Below are 16,763 nucleotides of genomic sequence, written 5' to 3' on the forward strand. Positions count from 1 at the left end.
AACTTGAATCAGGCCGCTGCCAGTATGTCACATCACAATCGATTCATCGAATAACGGATGGGCTCTAGGGCTCTCGCCCTCTTTTGACCAATCCTCCATTGAAGGAGGCATTTCAATCTTCAACATAATGTTCGAAAACAGGCAAGAAACAACTTTGTTTTCTAGGAGTTTGTAAATGAGACTTTGTGACTGCGGGTGTACCCCCCCTTCGTTTTCCACCAATGCGCCTAAGAGCTGCATGTGTTGTGCACCAGAAACACTTGCGGCCTATGCGCGCATCAACGCCGATATTTCGAGGCGGGAAATGCTAGGGGGGACAATCGCGACTCTGGGCATGTTCGCCGGTTTCGGACTTACACCAAGCTATGCACACGGCGGAGCTTCGCGCAAAGCCCTACTCCTGCAAAATCTCCGCGTTTTCGATGGCGAAAGCCTACGCCTGCGGGAAGATGTCGACATTCTTGTCGAAGGTGACAGGATCTCCGCTTTAGTGCCACGAGGCGACAAAATCCAAGACGCAAACAACATCGATTGTGGAAACCGGGTGGTCATTCCCGGTCTGATCGACGCCCATTGGCACAGCACGTTGGCAGCAGTTGATCAGATGACTGCGCTGACAGCCGATGTCGGCTATGTGCACCTACTCGCGGCACGTGAGGCCGGGGCTACGCTGAGGCGCGGGTTCACCACAATCCGGGATGTCGGCGGGCCTGCTTTCGCACTGAAAAGAGCCATTGACGAGAACGTGGTCGAAGGACCGAGAATCTTCCCTTCCGGCGCCATGCTTTCGCAGACGTCGGGACACGGCGACTTCAGGCAGTTGAACGAAGTTCCATCCGCACCGGGCACGCTCAGCTACGCCGAAAAGACGGGTATAGCCGCCATCGCGGATGGTGCCGACATGGTTCTTCTGCGTGCCCGCGAGCAGCTCATGAAAGGCGCTAGTCAACTCAAGATCATGGCCGGTGGTGGCGTCGCGTCTCCCTATGACCCACTAGACGCAGTGCAATACACTGAAAGAGAACTCAGAGCCGCAGTCGAGGCGGCAAGCGATTGGGGAACCTACGTCTGTGCCCATGTTTATACCTCGGAAGGAATAAAGCGGTCCGTGCGTGCGGGGATCAAGAGCATCGAGCACGGCCAACTCGCGGATGAGGAAACCGTGAAGATGATGGCCGACGCGGGCGTCTGGTGGAGCCTTCAGCCGTTCCTGGCCGATGACGATGCCAACAAGTATCCGGATGTCGCCAGACAAAATGCCCAAAAGCGAGTGGCTGAAGGTACCGTTAAGGCTTACGAATGGGGAGCGCGCTATAAGGTCGACATCGCCTTTGGCACCGACATCCTAATGAACCCTGCCGGCACGGTCAGCCAAGGCCGTCAGCTTGCAAAAATCACACGCTTCATGTCGCCCCTCGAGGCACTGCGCATGGCCACCGGCAGAAATGGTGAACTGCTCGCATTGTCCGGCGCCCGAAGCCCTTATCCAGCGCCGCTGGGTGTCATCACGCCGGGTGCCATGGCCGATCTATTGGTGGTTGATGGCGACCCGGCAACAGATTTGGCGTTCCTGGGTGATCCCGAAACCAACCTGCGGCTCATTCTCAAGGGAGGTCAGATTGTGAAACAGACGCTTTGAAAAACACAGCTCTTTTTACATCCCCACTCCATTCGACTGTTGGCATTCTGACATGAAACCTCTTCACTACCCGATCGCTCTCGCACTCGTTCTGACGATCTTCTTCTCTTGTACCTCGCTGGCATCGCCACCCTTAATGGTCGACGAAGTCTGGCGGCTAGTGGAACTCGATGGCAAGGCCGCCAACACAGGAGTGGAAACTTCGCTGATGATAGGCGAAGACGGAACCGCATCTGGCCAAGCCGGATGCAACCGTTTCACCTCGCGGGCCATATTGGAAGGCTCAACGCTCTCATTCAAGAACGTTGCGACGACACGTATGATGTGTACCGAGCCACAAATGCAGCAGGAGCAGAGCTTCCTGGAGACGCTGGCAGCGGTCGCCAGATGGAACATGGCCGACAGGGTACTCACCTTCTCCGACCAGGAGGGAAACGAAAGACTTCGGTTTGAACCGCTGCTGACTGAGATCCGTTTCAAACTTGCACTGCCGGCTGGCACGCAAGTCGAGACCTCAACGGTTAACTACAGCTGCGAGGAAATGCAGCTACAGGTCGATTACATCAACGCTAGCCAGATTTCACTGGCGATCCTCAAGATGCCGGACGAGACCCTCGTTGCGGCCGCGGTGGTATCTGCGACTGGTGCGCGTTACGCAGGTGGCGAATATGTCTGGTGGACGAAGGGCGCGCGCGAAGCTACGCTCGCTCGCATCGGGGATAGCACTCCCGACCTTTCCTGCCGCGCCGAATAGGCTGGCATTCGATGTCTGTTACTCCACCAGCCTCAGGCCGAGGAACTGGGTTGTGATGCTGAAATAAATTAGGAGACCTGTGACGTCTACTATCGTGGTCAATGCGGGTCCAGAAACAACCGCCGGATCCTGCCGCGCGGCCAGGGAAACCACAGGTAGAACGGCCCCGATCAAGGTAGCGCTCACGACCTGTACCGCAAGTGCAGTCGCGATCGCGAGCCCGATGCCCTGCAGCGTCAGCCCTTCCGGCACATCCTGCGCGTTCGAGATCAACAACACCTTGAGAAAGGCGAACAGAAAGAGGAACGCTGCCATTAATAGAGACACTCTCGTTTCTTTCCAGAGCACCCTTGCCGTGTCGCTTACCTGCAGCCCGCCCGAGCTGATCGCACGTGTCACTAAACTGGCTGACTGAGTGCCAACGTTGCCGCCAGTATCGGCCACCATCGGCATGTAGAGCGCGAGGATAACCAGCGCATCAAGAGCATTCTCATAGAGATGAACTACATAGCCGGCAGCAAGTCCGGCAACGGCCAAACCCATAATCCAGGGAAGCCGGCGTTGGAAATCCATCCAGATGGACAGGTCCAGGTAGTGGTCATCGGACTGTCCTACCAACCCGGAAAAAGTATCAGACTCGGCTTTGAACTTGTCGAACAAGAACCGGTGTGCCGTGATGGCAGGCACAAGTCCGAGAAGTGTTCCTTCGTTGTCTACCACAGGCAGGGCTTTTAGATCGTCGTCATGAATCTTGCCGGCCGTTTCCTCGGCGGTCCAGTCCGGTCGGCCGATGGGATGATCTACTGTGGCAACGCCGATCACCGGAAAGTCCGGATTGCTTGCAACGCACCGTTGGAGACTCAGCAGCCCAGCATACCGTCCATCCGGATAATTCACGCAGGCGTATCCGTCGAGTGCGTCAGGACTGTTCGCAAACAATCTCACAGCTTCCCGGCATGTCAGCTTTCCGTCGATCATCATGGGTTGTTGCAGTAACAGGCTGACCGGCTCGAAGGGAGCTGTTTCACCGGTTTCTTTTGATCGATTTGTCATCTGCCTGTCCTGAAAGTTTCCTAGGAATTGACCCCGATGTTTTCGCCATCCCTGAGAGCCATTGTCAAACAACGATTGTGACCGACTAACTGCACGACATCGGAATCATCTAGTCAGCAGATCTCAACGAGAAGGCCAACCTTCACAATCATCGACGTTGATGATACGTGTCTGACTGGCTGGTGATTTGATGTTGGATGACTGTCAAGATTCAGTTTTCACAATCATTTATGATGCAACGATGAACTTCACGATAAGACTTTCCTGGAGCTTGATTTGCGCTGTTGCCGTGGTTTGGGGAGGCGTCAGCGCATGTGGAGCCGGTGAACTTCACGCCCGTGCAGCGAGTGTGTCGGAAAGTTCCCCCAAAGCTGTGTTTCAGGTCACCCCTTATGCCTGGGCAGCCACGCTCCAAGGGGAGGTGTCTCCTTTTCGCCGTGTCCCCAGCGTGCGTATCGAGAAGACGTTCTCCGACATTTTCGAGCAACTCGAGCTTGCGGGCTTCGTCAACCTTTACGGAAGGTACGGGCGCTGGATCCTGTCGGCGGACGCAATGTATGTGAACCTTTCTGACAGCGAGACGGTCGGACCGGTTCCTTATGTAGGTGTTATCGGCGCCAAGTACGACACGGCGCAGTTCTCGGCCACGCTCAAGGGCGGATACCGTGCTGTCGATACTGGTCGTATTACCCTCGACGTCTTGGGCGGCATCAGGCACTGGCACCTCTGAAACAATCTCGAGGTCAGTGCAGCCGGAAGACACTTTAGCGTAAAGAGCGACTACGGCTGGACCGACCCGCTGGTCGGCGCAAGGGCACACTTTCATCTCAACGACGCTTTCTCGCTTCTGGTTCAGGGGGACGTTGGCGGGTTCGGGGGGGCGGATAGCACTTGGCAACTTCTTGCGACAGCCAACTACAAGATAAACGAGAGACTGGTCCTTTCCGTTGGCTACAAGACATTATCAGTAGACTACGATGCGGATGGGCATGTCTTTCAGTCAACATTATCAGGACCAGTCGGCGGCATCACTCTGAGGTTCTGAGCGTGGAAGGCGGATCGCCCTTATAGGCTTCCTTTTCCCAGTCGACCCGAGCCTCCACCATCAGCAGCAACGCACCGGCAAGAAAGCAAACGGCCCCGAGAAATAGATGCAGGTTGGAGAGCTCAAGGATCCAGCCGGGTGCCTTGATTGCCGGAACATATGCCAGTATCGACGCGATCATGAAGGCGATACATCCGACAAGATTGATGGCTGCTATCCACCAGTCAAGGTCCCTTGGCTGACAGGAAATATGGGCGTGGCCGGTTTCAATATAGGCGAGGTAACCCGAGGCAAGAAAGAAAACGGAGCCGATCATGCCCGGTGCCCAGATCAGGAGATCTTGTGCAAGCTGGCCGGCCGGCGGTTGTATTGCATCGAAAGTGTTGAAATTGAACGCAATCGTTCCGGCAAACTGTGCGAGCGTACACCACCAGCCCGGGCTCGCAGGTTGCCAGCCAATCCAGCGGATGCCTCGCGTTACCTCGGTCGGTACGCCGATACCGGCAAAGGCTGACGTGTTTGCCGACTGGAAATGTTGCAAGTAGCCGGCGACGGTGAACGGGATAGAGCCTGCAAAGAAGACGCAGTTTATCTGGAAACCCGACAGATCGGCAGGCACCAGTGACAGGAGAGAACCCAGCATGAACAAGGATGCCCCGGCTGCGAAGACCACGCCCATCCACCAGTTGTAGGAGGGGCGATGCCAAAACGGTATCGTCCCCTGTCCTGGGACGCGAACGAACCCTTTGCGATGTTGACGGGCACGCCAGATGAACTCGCCCTCGTGCAAACGGAAAGTCCGGGTGGTAACGAACGGCCAAGCGCCACGCCGGAAAATCTCGACCGAGCTTTCATTGCTGTGTGAGGTAGTTTCCATGCTCTCCACCTGTTGCCTTGTCGGGTCCTTTACAGCCATATTGGGTCAGCCAGAGCATGTTGCATTTAGAGGCGACACTGTTGTCTCACCCGTCCGTGGCGGGGCGGGAAGGGGCGGCGCCAAAGGTCGCCCCCCGATGTGCTCTAGTGGTGGAACCCGGAAAACCCGTCGCTACCGAGTGGAGCGCTCGGTCGATGCACCTCGAGATGGTCGATCGCTGCCTGCATGTCCTGGATGAGCTGAGCACACAGATCAAGGCTGACACCGTTGCGGACGAGGATGCGCTGGATCGCCTGGTCCTGTCTATTGGCCGGCAGTGTATATGCAGGTACCTGCCATCCACGCACGCAGAGCCTGTCGGCGAAATCGAAGAGGGTAAAGCCCGGATCGGCGTCATCCTTGAGCTTCCAGGAGACCGCAGGGATACCTTTTGCGGGATCGCCGTCGAAGACGATGTCGAATAGACCAAACCTGGAAATCTCATCGGCCAGGTACCGGGCGCTCCTGTAGCAGGCGCCGTGCACTTTGGAATAGCCCTCGTGTCCTAGCCTCAGGAAGTTGTAGTACTGGCAGACGATCTGTCCTCCCGGACGTGAGAAATTGAGCGCGATATCACGCATGTTTCCGCCTAGGTAATTGACCCAGAAGACCATTTCTTCCGGCAGGTCCCTCTCCTCCCGCCACAGCACCCAACCAACGCCAAGTGGGGCCAGCCCGAACTTGTGGCCAGAGGCATTAATCGACTTCACCCGCGGCAGAGCAAAGTCCCACTCGAGGGAGGTCGCGCAGAACGGAGCCAGGAAGCCGCCGCTTGCTCCGTCGACATGAATAGGAATGTCAAGTCCGGTTTCCGCCTGAAACCGGTCGAGCGCATCACTCACGGCCTTTACCGGCTCGTATTCGCCGGTGAAGGTGACACCAAGCGTAGGCACCACCCCTATCGTGTTCTCGTCGCAATATTTGAGCGCTTCTTCGGGGTTCATCAGCAAGCGTCCCTCTTCCATCGGGATTTCGCGATGTTCGATATCCCAGTAGCGGGTGAACTTGTGCCAGCAGATTTGCACAGGTCCGGTCACGAGATTCGGTCGATCGATAGGTTTTCCCTCCGCCCTCCTTCGCGCCTCCCAGCGTCGCTTCATCGCCAGACCTCCAAGCATTGCGGCTTCGCTCGAACCGGTCGTCGAACATCCCGTCGCCGAGCCATCGGGAGCATGCCAGAGATCGGCCAACATGCGGACGCAGCGTTGTTCGATTTCAGCTGTTTGGGGATACTCGTCCTTGTCGACCATGTTCTTGTCGATGCAATCATTCATCAAGCGATGGATTTCAGGTTCTTCCCAGGTCTGGCAGAACGTTGCGAGGTTCTGTCTGGCGTTGCCGTCCAGCATCAGCTCGTCCCGCACTGCCGCATATACATGGCGGGGGTCGCGTTCGTCCTTGGGAAACCTGGACTTCGGCAAAACATTGCCAGCGTCCCGCGCACCGTAGACCTCGTCAAAACTCTCGTGGCGTCTTTTGTTCATCAAATTCTCCAGGGTCTGGAAACTAAAAATTTTATTTGGCAAATGGCGTCAGTTTTGTCGTGGCATCAATCAGCTCGCCCTTGAGTGCTGTCATCGGAAGGACCCGTACCTCCGCTTCGGACGAAAGCGCTTCGAGATCGAAACGCACGTAGTTCAGGCTACCATGAGGCCTGAGGTGGAACAGTTTTCGATCAAGGTCCGAGAGATTGGTCCAACTCGTGAATTCCGTGGCATATTCGGCCGGCGATTCATCCGGGAGCCCGGCCACCTCGAGATGACCGCCTCCTTCGTCGGGGTAGTCGATGGTAACGCCGCGTGGCCGGTCGAAATTGTTCATGATGTGGGCAAGGGTCAACACTGCTTCGTCGGCCGTAGCGGCCTTCTCGGCGAAATGCGCATAGTAGGCAGCCCGCACGAAACGCCCAACCGACGTATTGGAGGCCGGCAGGCCCGCAGTCGCAATTCCCGAATCCGGCTGCACTGCAAGGTAGTCGCCGAAGCGGGCACTTGATTTATCGACGTTCGTCAGGAACGTGTAGTTGTTCAGGTTTGTCACGTGCCACGGAAATTCAGGTCCATTTGTCATCACGCCGACGGGATTGTCGTGGAGCGACATGCTGCCAAGATTGAATTCGATCACGAGCGAAGCGCCGCTGGAATCGTGAACAACATAGTGGAACGGAGACTCGACACCGCCGAGAAGGGCCAACGGCTCCAGCAGCACCGGCTGCTCTTCGAGAGCCTGGCGCACCTCATCGACACTGGAAAACTGGCTCAGCGCCCAGCTTCCAAGATCTGAGGCAGACAGGACAGCTGTTGTCGTTTCGACCGCCTGCTTCCGCCCCCCCGCGCTCGGGTAGGACAGGAGGCTGAAGGTCAGGCCCTGATCGTTCATGCCTTCCAGACATTTTAAGTCCCGAAATGTCAGCGGAGCGTCCGGCGTTGGCATGCGTCCTGGCATGGTTACACCGATAACGCTGTACTTGCCGGAAAAGACCAGGTCCGGGTGTCCATCGATGTGTGACGTGTAGTCGAGCGCCTTAGGAAAGAAGACCACCTGGTAGGGAAGATCCATCGTTAGTTCAAGGGTCCTGCCGAGATAGGCCTTGCCTGCGGCATCACGGTAAATGAGAGATGTACACATGCAGTTACTTCCAGTGTTTGGAGAGTTCTTTAGTTCGAAACGGGTCTCTTTAACGCCATGGTCCGGTGTCGACGGAAGCCCATTCGTCCAGGCGATGATGTGCCCGACTGCACCTCATTGCGAGGCCACGACGGGAGCGGCTGCGGAAGTCATGGCCCCGAGTGAAAACGCCAGCGACGCTGCGGCGACAAGTGCAGCAGCATGCGCATCTGCCTGCGCCTGCCGGGCTTCGAGCAGCCCGGTGTCAGCAAATGTGACGTCCGTGATCGTTCCCAGACCGTTCCGGTATGCGTCGAAGGCTGCATCGTAAGTCAGGCTTGCTGCGGCTTTCAATTCAGATGCGGCGGAAAATGCTTCCAGGGCCGAGCGCAGATTATCGGAGGAAATCACGATTTCGCGTGTCGCCGTCTGCCGCGTCTGTTCAAGCCCGGCGCGGGCTGCCGCCGTCTCCGATTTGGCCCGTTTCCGCCTGGCGTTGCGGATGCCCCCGTCATAGAGAGGAATGCTGACGCCGACGAAGACGCCGGTTGAGCCAGAGTCGACGCCCACTTCAGGCAGATTATTGACCTGAAACCCAGTCTGGTTGGAAGCAGCAATCCCGCTCAGATATACCTTCGGCAGGAAGGCGGCATCGGCTGCCCGTTCGTTGGCCTTGCTCGCCTTTACGGCCGCATAGCTGGCAAGAACGTCCGGCCGTCTTGCCAGGGCGGTCTCGATGATCCGATCGGTAGGAACCGAAGACGCGGTCGGCAAGCGACGGTTTGCAACGGAAACGATGCGAATTTGCGATCTCGGTGAAATGCCTACTGCGCCGATCAGCTCCTGGTAAGCGTCCAGGCGAGAATCTTCGGCCTGGACCCGCCGCAGCTTGGCTTGCGCCGCCAGTTGGTTCGCCTGAGCGACTTCTATTCTGGTCCCAGTCCCGTTTTGCATTCTTGCTTCTGCTGCAGACTTGACTTCGCGGCTGTTGCGCAAAGCCTGGTCAGCGAGCTTGACGCTGGTTTCAGCAAGGTCATAGCGATAGTAGGCTTGGGTTACTGCGTAAATCAGCGCCTGGTGCGTTCCGTTGAAGCTGACATTCGCGGCAAGGGCATCCTGTTTGGCTGCTTCGCGCCACGCCTGGCGCTGACCAAAGTCGAACACGAGCCATTGCAGGGCAAGGTTGGGATGGGCTCCTTGAACGGTCGTTGACAGGTCTCGCGTCCCGCCCTGCAGGTCCGGAACCGGAGTGACGACTTCGGTCCATCCTCCGATGACGTTGCCGGTCAGCACGGGGAGAAACGAAGCCTCGACCATGCCGACCGCGAGTGCGGCTTGCCGCGCGCGCTCCCAGGCTACGCGCGTCGACGGGTTGTTCTTCTGTGCCAGATCGATCAGTTGTGCTAGATTGTAGGTCGCGTTAACCCGCACATCAGCGCCCTCACCAAGAACCTCCGGGTTGCTCGCGACGGAGAAGTTCGAAGCCGCACCGGGCGATCTGGCGGGATGCCAGGCCTTGTCGGGTGCTTGCGGTGCGTCGCGGTAGGAGTCGGCCACGCAACCTGTAAGAAGGGCTGCGATAAGCAGATACCGGCACCATGCAGACAGGCGCTTCGCGCCGGTACGAAATACAAGTCGCATTAGGCTCTCCGCGGCGTCAGGAGGGAAGCAGGCAAACATCACGCACCTCCCCGGCACAGTGTCGCCATGTCATGGCTTGAACTATCCGAACTGGCCGGCAGTAGACCGGGCCTCGTCAGTGTTTCTGCCAGCGAGGAACGTGTTTGGTCGGGCGATACCTCGTCGCAGGCCAGCTCTATTGCAAGGTACCGCAATTCTTCAACTGCCGCCTGGAGACTGGTTCGATCCATCCCGCGGGGATGCATATGTGCGGTCTCGAACACAGCCGTCTCGATCAGACGATCTGCCTCCGCAAGAACAGAATGGACTTCTGCAATATCCCCGGTGTGCGCGGAAGGCGGCCCTTTATCGGTCGCCCGTTCGAGCAAGGCTGCGGCCTTCGAGAGTTTCTCTCCGGCAGCCAGAAGCGCACTTTTAGGCCAGAAACGCGTGAATACCAGGAACACCACCAGATTGCCGACCAGTATGCCGATGATCCGGTCGCTGGCTTGCGAAAACTCGAAACTGGGTCCGAAATCATTGAGCACCGTCAGCAGGAACGCGAGCGCGATCTGGACGCCGGCATAGTTGATCCTCTCGCTTCCAGACGAGACCCAGGCGCCCGCAAGAACACCGAGAAATACCAGGATCATCAACCCCCCGACCGATGTGATGTATGGCATGATGAAAAACAGGGAAGCCACTCCTAAAGTCGCTCCAACGAGACATCCGCCAATCCGCAGCACCAATTTGTGGACTGTTTCTCCGACACTGCCGAGTGAGGCGACATAGCAGGTGATCATCGCCGTATGTATGCCGTCCCAATGGATGCCAGTATAGAGCAGATAACACAGGAGCGCCGCGGAAGCCGTCTTCAGCGCGAACCGCAAATGTTCGGGATTGGTCAGGGCGTCAGTAGAAACCAGCTCGGGTGACGAAAAGTCAGGCTGACCGCCTCCGTCCGGCGTAGCCAGTTTGGCCAGAACCTCCATGATTGGGTCGTGAACCGGCAGGTCTGTGCCGCAGGCATCCGCGGGTTTCGGAAACTCGCCTGCTGCGACTTGATCTGCAAACCGGTTGAGCACGGCGGCATGTTCAGGGCACGTTTCCCCAGCGGCAAGGTTTGCGTGACGGGATGCGTAGACCAGCACCTGGTAGCTTGTGGCCACAGCCCCGGTCAGCCAGAGTGTCTCGGGGCGCGGAGCCAGCCGCAACACCCGGGTCAGCATCATCTTTTGCGCCAGTGCCTGATTGCCTTCGGAAAGGAGCTGCCGCAGCGCACCTGAGTGCGCGCCGATTTCATAAAGGCCGGCGGCGCAGCGCAGCCTCTCGGCAATCTTGTCGCGAACGAGACGCTGTGGCGCGGGGCCTGCAACCAGGCTGAACAGGAACATCACTGCCATAGGCACGAGGACCATCTTCCAGGCCATCAGCAGGCCCTGGTCCGCAATGTTTGCGACTGGGACGTCGCTTACCAGGGTAAGAAGGAAGGCAATGATGAGACCGACAATGGCCGCTTGTTCCCCCAGCATGGTGGCGGAACTGAGATATAGGAAAACGAACGAGGCTCCGAATATGATAGCTAGCCGCACCGCAGGTGAGTCCGCGGTCGCGGAGATCAGGGGCACCATGCCTGCAATGACAAGAGCTGCGAGTAGAACGAGCCCGAGTGCCATGATGCAATTTTTGAGCGCGTCTCGCTTCATCAGGAAGATCACGAGATAGAGGCTGATTGCTGCTTCCGGGATCCGGAACGTCATGGAGACGGCCGCCGCGATTGAGCACACAAGAGCCACCTGCCAGGAAAGTTGGAAGCGACCTGGGAAAGGCGTCAGGTCTTCCAGGATCCGTCGCCATATGAGACCAGGATATTGCTTAGCAGGATTTGTCATGATGAACGACCGTGTTAGCGGAAGCACCTACACGCATCAAACCATCCGGTGGGTCGATGAGCCGGATCCGGACCGGAAAGCGTTGTTGTATTCGGACCCAGTCCAGCGACTTGGGCACGATCGGCAAGGACACCGGAAGCTCAATAAGTTCTTTCGACGCGACCCCCCAGCCGATCCCGTCCACAACACCTGCAATCGCTTTGTTCCGGTCGGACAAGACATAAACCGTTGCACAGTCTCCTACCGATATTTTGGGAAGGATGGTTTCAAGATAAGCCGCAGAGGCATGCCAGGTATCGGCCCGAATGAGTGTGAAGACACGCTGACCAGGCAAGACGTATTCTCCCGAAGAGATAGTCAGCCCGGCGATACGACCGTCGTGAGGTGCTCGCACCACCGTGTTGGACAATTCGTACTCTGCAATTGCCAAGGCGGCTTGACGCTCGGCCACCAGCGATTCCGCACCAGCTTCTGTTCGTACCAGGGCCTGAGCCGCCTCAAGTTGCTTTAGCGCCTCGTTGAGACTAACGCGCGCATCTTTCTGTGCCGTTCGAGCGGTGTCCACCTGCTGGGCAGATACATAGCCTTTTTCTTCCATGGGCAGGAGCCGCGTGAGGGTCTGGGTCGCCAATTCAAGGTTGGTCTCGGCCCGTTCCACCTGGTCTTCGGCTATCGCCACATTGAGAAGCTGCGCCTGAATATTTTGAGACTGATCAGTCTGGGCCGCGAGCGCGATATCGAGATCCGCCTGTGTCTGGTCGACCGCGAGCGCGTAGACAGAAGCATCGATTTCAAACAGGACATCGCCTTTCCGCACGAAAGCGCTGTCATCCACCGCAATGCGCGTTATCCGCCCCGCGATGGATGGCGCGATGTGAACGACATCCGCTTTGAGGATTGCGTCGTCGGAGACCGAGAGATTCGTAGACGACTGGTATCCAAAATAGACGGCTGCTAGCGCAGCGGCGATAAGGCCAATACTGACGATGGTTCCGATCGCTTTCGCTTTTCTTTTGCTCATCACGCTTCTTCCTACACGCTCAGATCACGAATACATCGATGAGTGCGGTAAGACCGGCAACGAGGCAGAGGTAAAGAGTACCACGCCAGCGGAGAATATCCTCAAGCCCGACGGTCACAAACACGACCCGCGCGATAACAGTCAGACAGACCGCGGCTCCGAAGGACAATAGCCAGGAAGGAAAGTAGCTTCCGAACATCGGAACGCTCGGAGCCGCTGCGGAAGCAGAGGTGGCTGTCAGCACGGAAAAAAAGAGGCAGGAAGCACTGGCAAACGCCTTTGGTCGCGTTGATTTCCAGAACATCTTCATCCTTTCGTCTGCTCGCCGCCATGTAGAGCGTTTCATCCGTACCCTAGTTGTCGCCGAAGTACTTCTTACGCAGATCCTCGATCAGCCCGTCTTCCTGGGCGCCGACCACTTCCTTGGTCATCTCCCGTCTCAACGGACTTCCATGCGGAAGTCCGAAGCCATATTTCTCTGGCTGGAAGATTGGACCAACTACCTTGAGCTCTCGCTGCGGGTTGCGGTGCAGGTAATATTCCAACACTGGTGCATCGCCGATAATCGCTTCCACCCACCCCCTATCGAGTGCATCAACCGAGGCCTGGATATTTTTGGTGGAAATGGATGTGATGATTGAATCGTGCGTGAATTCCTCGGCACTACTGCCTTGGGCGACGGCAACCGTCTTGCCTTGCAGGTCGGACACGTTGTGGACGGTTCCCGTGATTGAAAGGCTGGTCATCACGCTGGTCACTGAAGAAGTGACATAGGCCATGACTGCAATGCCGCAAACAAGCCAGAGAGCTTGCCAGATGCGCCCGACCCAGCCGAACAGGTTTTTGCGCTTGGGCGACTTGCCCGAGGTGACGACGGACATCACGGAATAGAAGCTTTCGGCCACACCTTCGGTCCAGCGTTCGGGAAAGTCCTTGTCAAACCTGCGATCAAAAACGGTCATTCCGATGGTTGAAATCAGAATAATGAATGCCAACCAGCCGTAGGCCTTGAGGTAACCCGCATCATGCAAACCTTCGATCAGTCCCCGGAAACCAACGTGCGGTGTCTCGCTCACCATGATGCGCAACCCTGCATCGAACCAGGGCTGTGTGAAATCGAAACGGGCAGCGCGTTTTTCGGTAATGGTCAGATTGGTAACTGCAAGATCGACTTCCTCGGCCGAAACCGCATCGACCAGCTGTCCGACCGTGTCGTATGGTTTGTAGGTGTATCCCACGCCAATTTCGCCGGCAATATATTCCCACAAATCGACTGCCATGCCGGTGACTTCCTCACCTTCAATCATGACAAAGGGAGGGCTTTCGTGGACGCCGACAACAATCTGCGTGGTCTCCGGAGCCGAATCCTGTGCATCGGCGAATGAGGAGAAGCTGAAGGAAACGAAAAGTGCAGCGAGGAAGCGCAGCATGAAGGCTACCTTATCATGGGGCGACGAAGACAGTGACTGTTTGATCGGGGTTGGAATGGATGTAACGGCAATTCTGTCAAATCGGAATTTCAGATGGAGGGAAAATCAAAAAGCACACAGCTTTTAGCTGAAGTTTGTACAAGTGGATTATAACGTCAAGTTAACGGATGAGCGCAAGTGGAGTACCCGGCAATAATTGATCTAATCGTGCTTCCCTCTATGACTGGACCCAATTGAAACCAGGGCAGGGCACCCAAATCCGAGGTGTTGACCCGGCCTTCAGATGTGGTTTGCCGTGTTCACACTGAAAGGCGGGGCCGTGTTCCCCCCCAACGACATTGATCCAATTTTCGGATCGAGTCCAATACCATTGCACTCGCCGATCCGCCCCGCACAAGCGCGCCGGGCGCGACTTAACTGTCTATTGTGGAGCCGGTCATTTCATAACAGACGCAATCATATTCGGATTTTACTCTGATGAACACCAGGTCATAACGCAATGCAGGATAGCTGGGAGGGGTGGAAGAATTGTTCCTGTCAACTATTTCGAAAGTTGAGACTTTTGCCAAGATTCTACCGGAATGAACATACCTTTCGCTTCTTGACGGGGAACGCAGTAACCATCAGGTGGTAACATTCTTCTGCGCTTGAGGCCGTTCAGTGAAGACCAGCCATCGTAACCGGGTGTTCCCATGCCGATTGGTGCATCGTAGGTGTTTTCATATTTGTCTCTGTATATTGTAAATGTTCTTTCGTCTCTTTTACGTTGATTAAATGTATTCTTTATGAATTCTCGGGTGCCTTCGAGCGCATCCGGCTTATTGAAGCCGAACAAGCATTCTGCGGCGTGAGCCATGTCAGACCAGTACTTATCGGCTAGTTTACGTAATTCAGCTTCCTCGGCAGGTGTAAATTTTTTGCGTAGTGTAGTGGATGATCCGCCTGCACAGTCCATTCCCGTCCAGTGCCCACCTTTGCCGATACAATTTGACTGGTTCATCTGATTTAAGAAAAGCATAGTGTCAAATGTAGTTTGACTGTAAGTTATCCCAATGCAGAATAGGGAAACTGTGATACTTGAAAAAACAAACCGAATTAATCGGTAGATTATTTTTTCATGTAAGCCTTCATCTTGTTGCCCTTTCTGATATTTATTCAATTTCAAGTAATTTTCTCTTTATATTCTGCAGGTGAGTAGAGGCGCTAATTCAATATTTCCATTATTTGATGCGAAAAAATAAGTGATGACATAAGTGAGGAGGAGAGCTGTACTTTCGTGTCGCTATGCAAAGTTCAAATCCATATGGCGAACTGCTAGAGCAATTATTCCCACCCATTTTTTGTAATTGCCAAACATTTTTTCTTCGAATGTGAGTTCCCGCCCAATAATCGAAACCGAGCCGTTTATCGCTCCAACTTGTCCATCCTTGTACACGTTTGACCCGGTCGCTATTCCTACCGCCTTAAAGCCGGCGGTGTTATTCCCGACGAGGTGTCTGGATAGGCTTTTAGATCTTCTATTTCGCGCTCACCCATTCATGAGGTTCAATGCCAGCGAGCTTTGAATGCGGATTTCCCATTTGATCTTCGGCTTCCATCGTAGGTGCTATTTGGCGGTGGGATCAAGGTTAAGCGGTAAGCCCGACCGCTTGTGTGAGCGATTTCACCGACGCGGTGTGAGTTTGATGCTTCGAACGCTGTTTGTGAGGGACTGGTCGGAAAGTCAGACATGCCAATCCTGTCTCTGAAGCGGCGCTGAACATATCAGATCGAGGTGACGCTCATGCCGGAACCGGGTTGTCTGGCGGCCCACGCAGACCATTGATCAGGTAGAGTACCCTTGCGAATATCTTCCGCCGCAGCGCGGCGGCGACCATCTGGAAGATGGCGTAGCCCCCATGACGCACAAGGCGCGAGTCGGTCTTGATAAGGCGCTCGCGCAGGCTTGACAGGGACCACGTCTCGATCACCTCCAGTGTCGCCATCGCGCGCACGAAGTTCGCGAGATTTTAGGCCAGTGCATGAGGCCGAAGGCGCACCTCGATGGCGGCGAACTTCATGCAGGACAAACGGGTTCACTTGGTCGCGTACTTGCCTTCGGGTGATGCGCAACGAAGGACTGGTTTGAGCCTTTGAGCGGAAAAATCTGCTCCGTGCCCCTGGCTGCCTATAGTGGTAATGTGCACCATGGGATGTAGCGAGACTTTCTTAGCAGTAGATTCAGAGTCTCCGAAAGCGGTCTGACTAGAGGGCGCGATGTACGAAACAGACTATGTCGAGTGCGACGGATTGAGCATTGCCTACCGAGCCACTGGTGACGGTCCGCCAAATATTCTTATGGTGCCCGGGATTTTCTCTCATGTAGAGCTGTATCATGAGTTTCCACAATACTCGGATTTTGTATCCCAACTCGCCAACTTTTCCCGTGTGATTGAATTCGACAAGCGAGGACAGGGTTTGTCGGACCGCATTTCTAATGCTCCAACGCTCGAAGAACGGGCAAATGACATTGCTGCCATAATCCACAAATTGAACCTGAAGGATTGTGTGCTCTTTGGACTATCCGAAGGGGCTGCAATGTCTTTGCTTTATGCAGCGACACATGTTGCACAAGTTTCCAAGGTGATCACCTTTGGTGGTTATGCAAAATCGTGCGGGGTCGGCGATTATAACCTTGTGCCGTCTTACCGAGATCGCGCCACAGCCATTGAAAATGCGCTTTCAAATTGGGGTTCCGGGTCAAATTTAGACATCTTTGTTCCGTCACTAGAGCCCATCCACTTTAT

Annotated in this window: 15 protein-coding genes; 4 read left to right on the plus strand and 11 right to left on the minus strand. The window is 55.8% G+C overall.

Annotated features, from left to right (window positions below; genetic code table 11):
- The first annotated feature begins 238 nt into the window (after positions 1-238).
- Together Q666_RS54620 and Q666_RS65080 are read left to right on the plus strand one after the other, a co-directional pair.
- Positions 239-1,639 carry an amidohydrolase family protein gene (locus Q666_RS54620; RefSeq protein WP_022999864.1) on the plus strand — a complete coding sequence of 467 codons (1,401 nt, stop codon included), beginning with the start codon at positions 239-241 and terminating at the stop codon, positions 1,637-1,639.
- 52 nt (positions 1,640-1,691) lie between these two features.
- Positions 1,692-2,393 (plus strand): META domain-containing protein, encoded by a 702-nt coding sequence (locus Q666_RS65080; protein ID WP_051990174.1) that lies wholly within the window; start codon positions 1,692-1,694, stop codon positions 2,391-2,393.
- An 18-nt stretch (positions 2,394-2,411) separates the two neighbouring features.
- Here Q666_RS65080 and Q666_RS54630 read toward each other — a convergent pair whose 3' ends face one another.
- Positions 2,412-3,446 carry a magnesium transporter gene (locus Q666_RS54630; RefSeq protein WP_022999862.1) on the minus strand — a complete coding sequence of 345 codons (1,035 nt, stop codon included), beginning with the start codon at positions 3,444-3,446 and terminating at the stop codon, positions 2,412-2,414.
- A 241-nt stretch (positions 3,447-3,687) separates the two neighbouring features.
- On the opposite strand from Q666_RS54630, the gene Q666_RS65085 reads away from it, so the two are divergent.
- Positions 3,688-4,176 carry a hypothetical protein gene (locus Q666_RS65085; protein ID WP_152533411.1) on the plus strand — a complete coding sequence of 163 codons (489 nt, stop codon included), beginning with the start codon at positions 3,688-3,690 and terminating at the stop codon, positions 4,174-4,176.
- A gap of 298 nt (positions 4,177-4,474) precedes the next feature.
- Here the strand turns inward: Q666_RS65085 and Q666_RS0133745 are convergent, their stop codons facing one another.
- The 10 genes from Q666_RS0133745 to Q666_RS54670 form a co-directional block, all read right to left on the minus strand.
- Positions 4,475-5,368, minus strand: a complete 894-nt coding sequence (locus tag Q666_RS0133745; RefSeq protein ID WP_200863763.1) for a hypothetical protein — start codon at positions 5,366-5,368, stop codon at positions 4,475-4,477.
- A 143-nt stretch (positions 5,369-5,511) separates the two neighbouring features.
- Positions 5,512-6,891, minus strand: coding sequence for a glutamate decarboxylase (locus tag Q666_RS54640; protein ID WP_022999859.1), 1,380 nt, complete (start codon positions 6,889-6,891; stop codon positions 5,512-5,514).
- A 31-nt stretch (positions 6,892-6,922) separates the two neighbouring features.
- Positions 6,923-8,035 carry a linear amide C-N hydrolase gene (locus Q666_RS54645; protein WP_022999858.1) on the minus strand — a complete coding sequence of 371 codons (1,113 nt, stop codon included), beginning with the start codon at positions 8,033-8,035 and terminating at the stop codon, positions 6,923-6,925.
- 114 nt (positions 8,036-8,149) lie between these two features.
- Positions 8,150-9,655 carry a TolC family protein gene (locus Q666_RS54650; RefSeq protein WP_022999857.1) on the minus strand — a complete coding sequence of 502 codons (1,506 nt, stop codon included), beginning with the start codon at positions 9,653-9,655 and terminating at the stop codon, positions 8,150-8,152.
- Between the two features lie 38 nt (positions 9,656-9,693).
- Complete coding sequence (locus Q666_RS54655) at positions 9,694-11,526, minus strand: FUSC family protein (RefSeq protein WP_081713333.1); 1,833 nt, start codon at positions 11,524-11,526, stop codon at positions 9,694-9,696.
- Positions 11,510-12,547 carry a multidrug transporter subunit MdtN gene (mdtN, locus tag Q666_RS54660; RefSeq protein ID WP_022999855.1) on the minus strand — a complete coding sequence of 346 codons (1,038 nt, stop codon included), beginning with the start codon at positions 12,545-12,547 and terminating at the stop codon, positions 11,510-11,512. The genes Q666_RS54655 and mdtN overlap by 17 nt, the downstream gene beginning before the upstream one ends.
- A gap of 19 nt (positions 12,548-12,566) precedes the next feature.
- The gene (locus tag Q666_RS66585; RefSeq protein ID WP_353608407.1) at positions 12,567-12,893 is read right to left on the minus strand and encodes a YtcA family lipoprotein; all 327 of its coding nucleotides are present in this window, start codon (positions 12,891-12,893) and stop codon (positions 12,567-12,569) included.
- Positions 12,894-12,900: 7 nt separating this feature from the next.
- Positions 12,901-13,977 carry a transporter substrate-binding domain-containing protein gene (locus Q666_RS54665; protein WP_022999853.1) on the minus strand — a complete coding sequence of 359 codons (1,077 nt, stop codon included), beginning with the start codon at positions 13,975-13,977 and terminating at the stop codon, positions 12,901-12,903.
- Positions 13,978-14,518: 541 nt separating this feature from the next.
- Positions 14,519-15,142, minus strand: a complete 624-nt coding sequence (locus Q666_RS66025) for a hypothetical protein (RefSeq protein WP_152533412.1) — start codon at positions 15,140-15,142, stop codon at positions 14,519-14,521.
- A gap of 616 nt (positions 15,143-15,758) precedes the next feature.
- A complete protein-coding gene (locus Q666_RS54670; RefSeq protein WP_022999852.1) occupies positions 15,759-15,962 on the minus strand; it encodes a hypothetical protein in 204 nt (67 codons plus the stop codon).
- A gap of 271 nt (positions 15,963-16,233) precedes the next feature.
- Between Q666_RS54670 and Q666_RS54675 the strand changes: the two genes are divergently transcribed.
- Positions 16,234-16,763, plus strand: a 530-nt coding sequence (locus Q666_RS54675) for an alpha/beta hydrolase (RefSeq protein WP_022999851.1), incomplete at its 3' end; no start/stop codon positions are given.

Source organism: Labrenzia sp. C1B70, assembly GCF_000475395.1.
In the GTDB taxonomy this organism is placed as follows: Bacteria; Pseudomonadota; Alphaproteobacteria; order Rhizobiales; family Stappiaceae; genus Roseibium; species Roseibium algicola.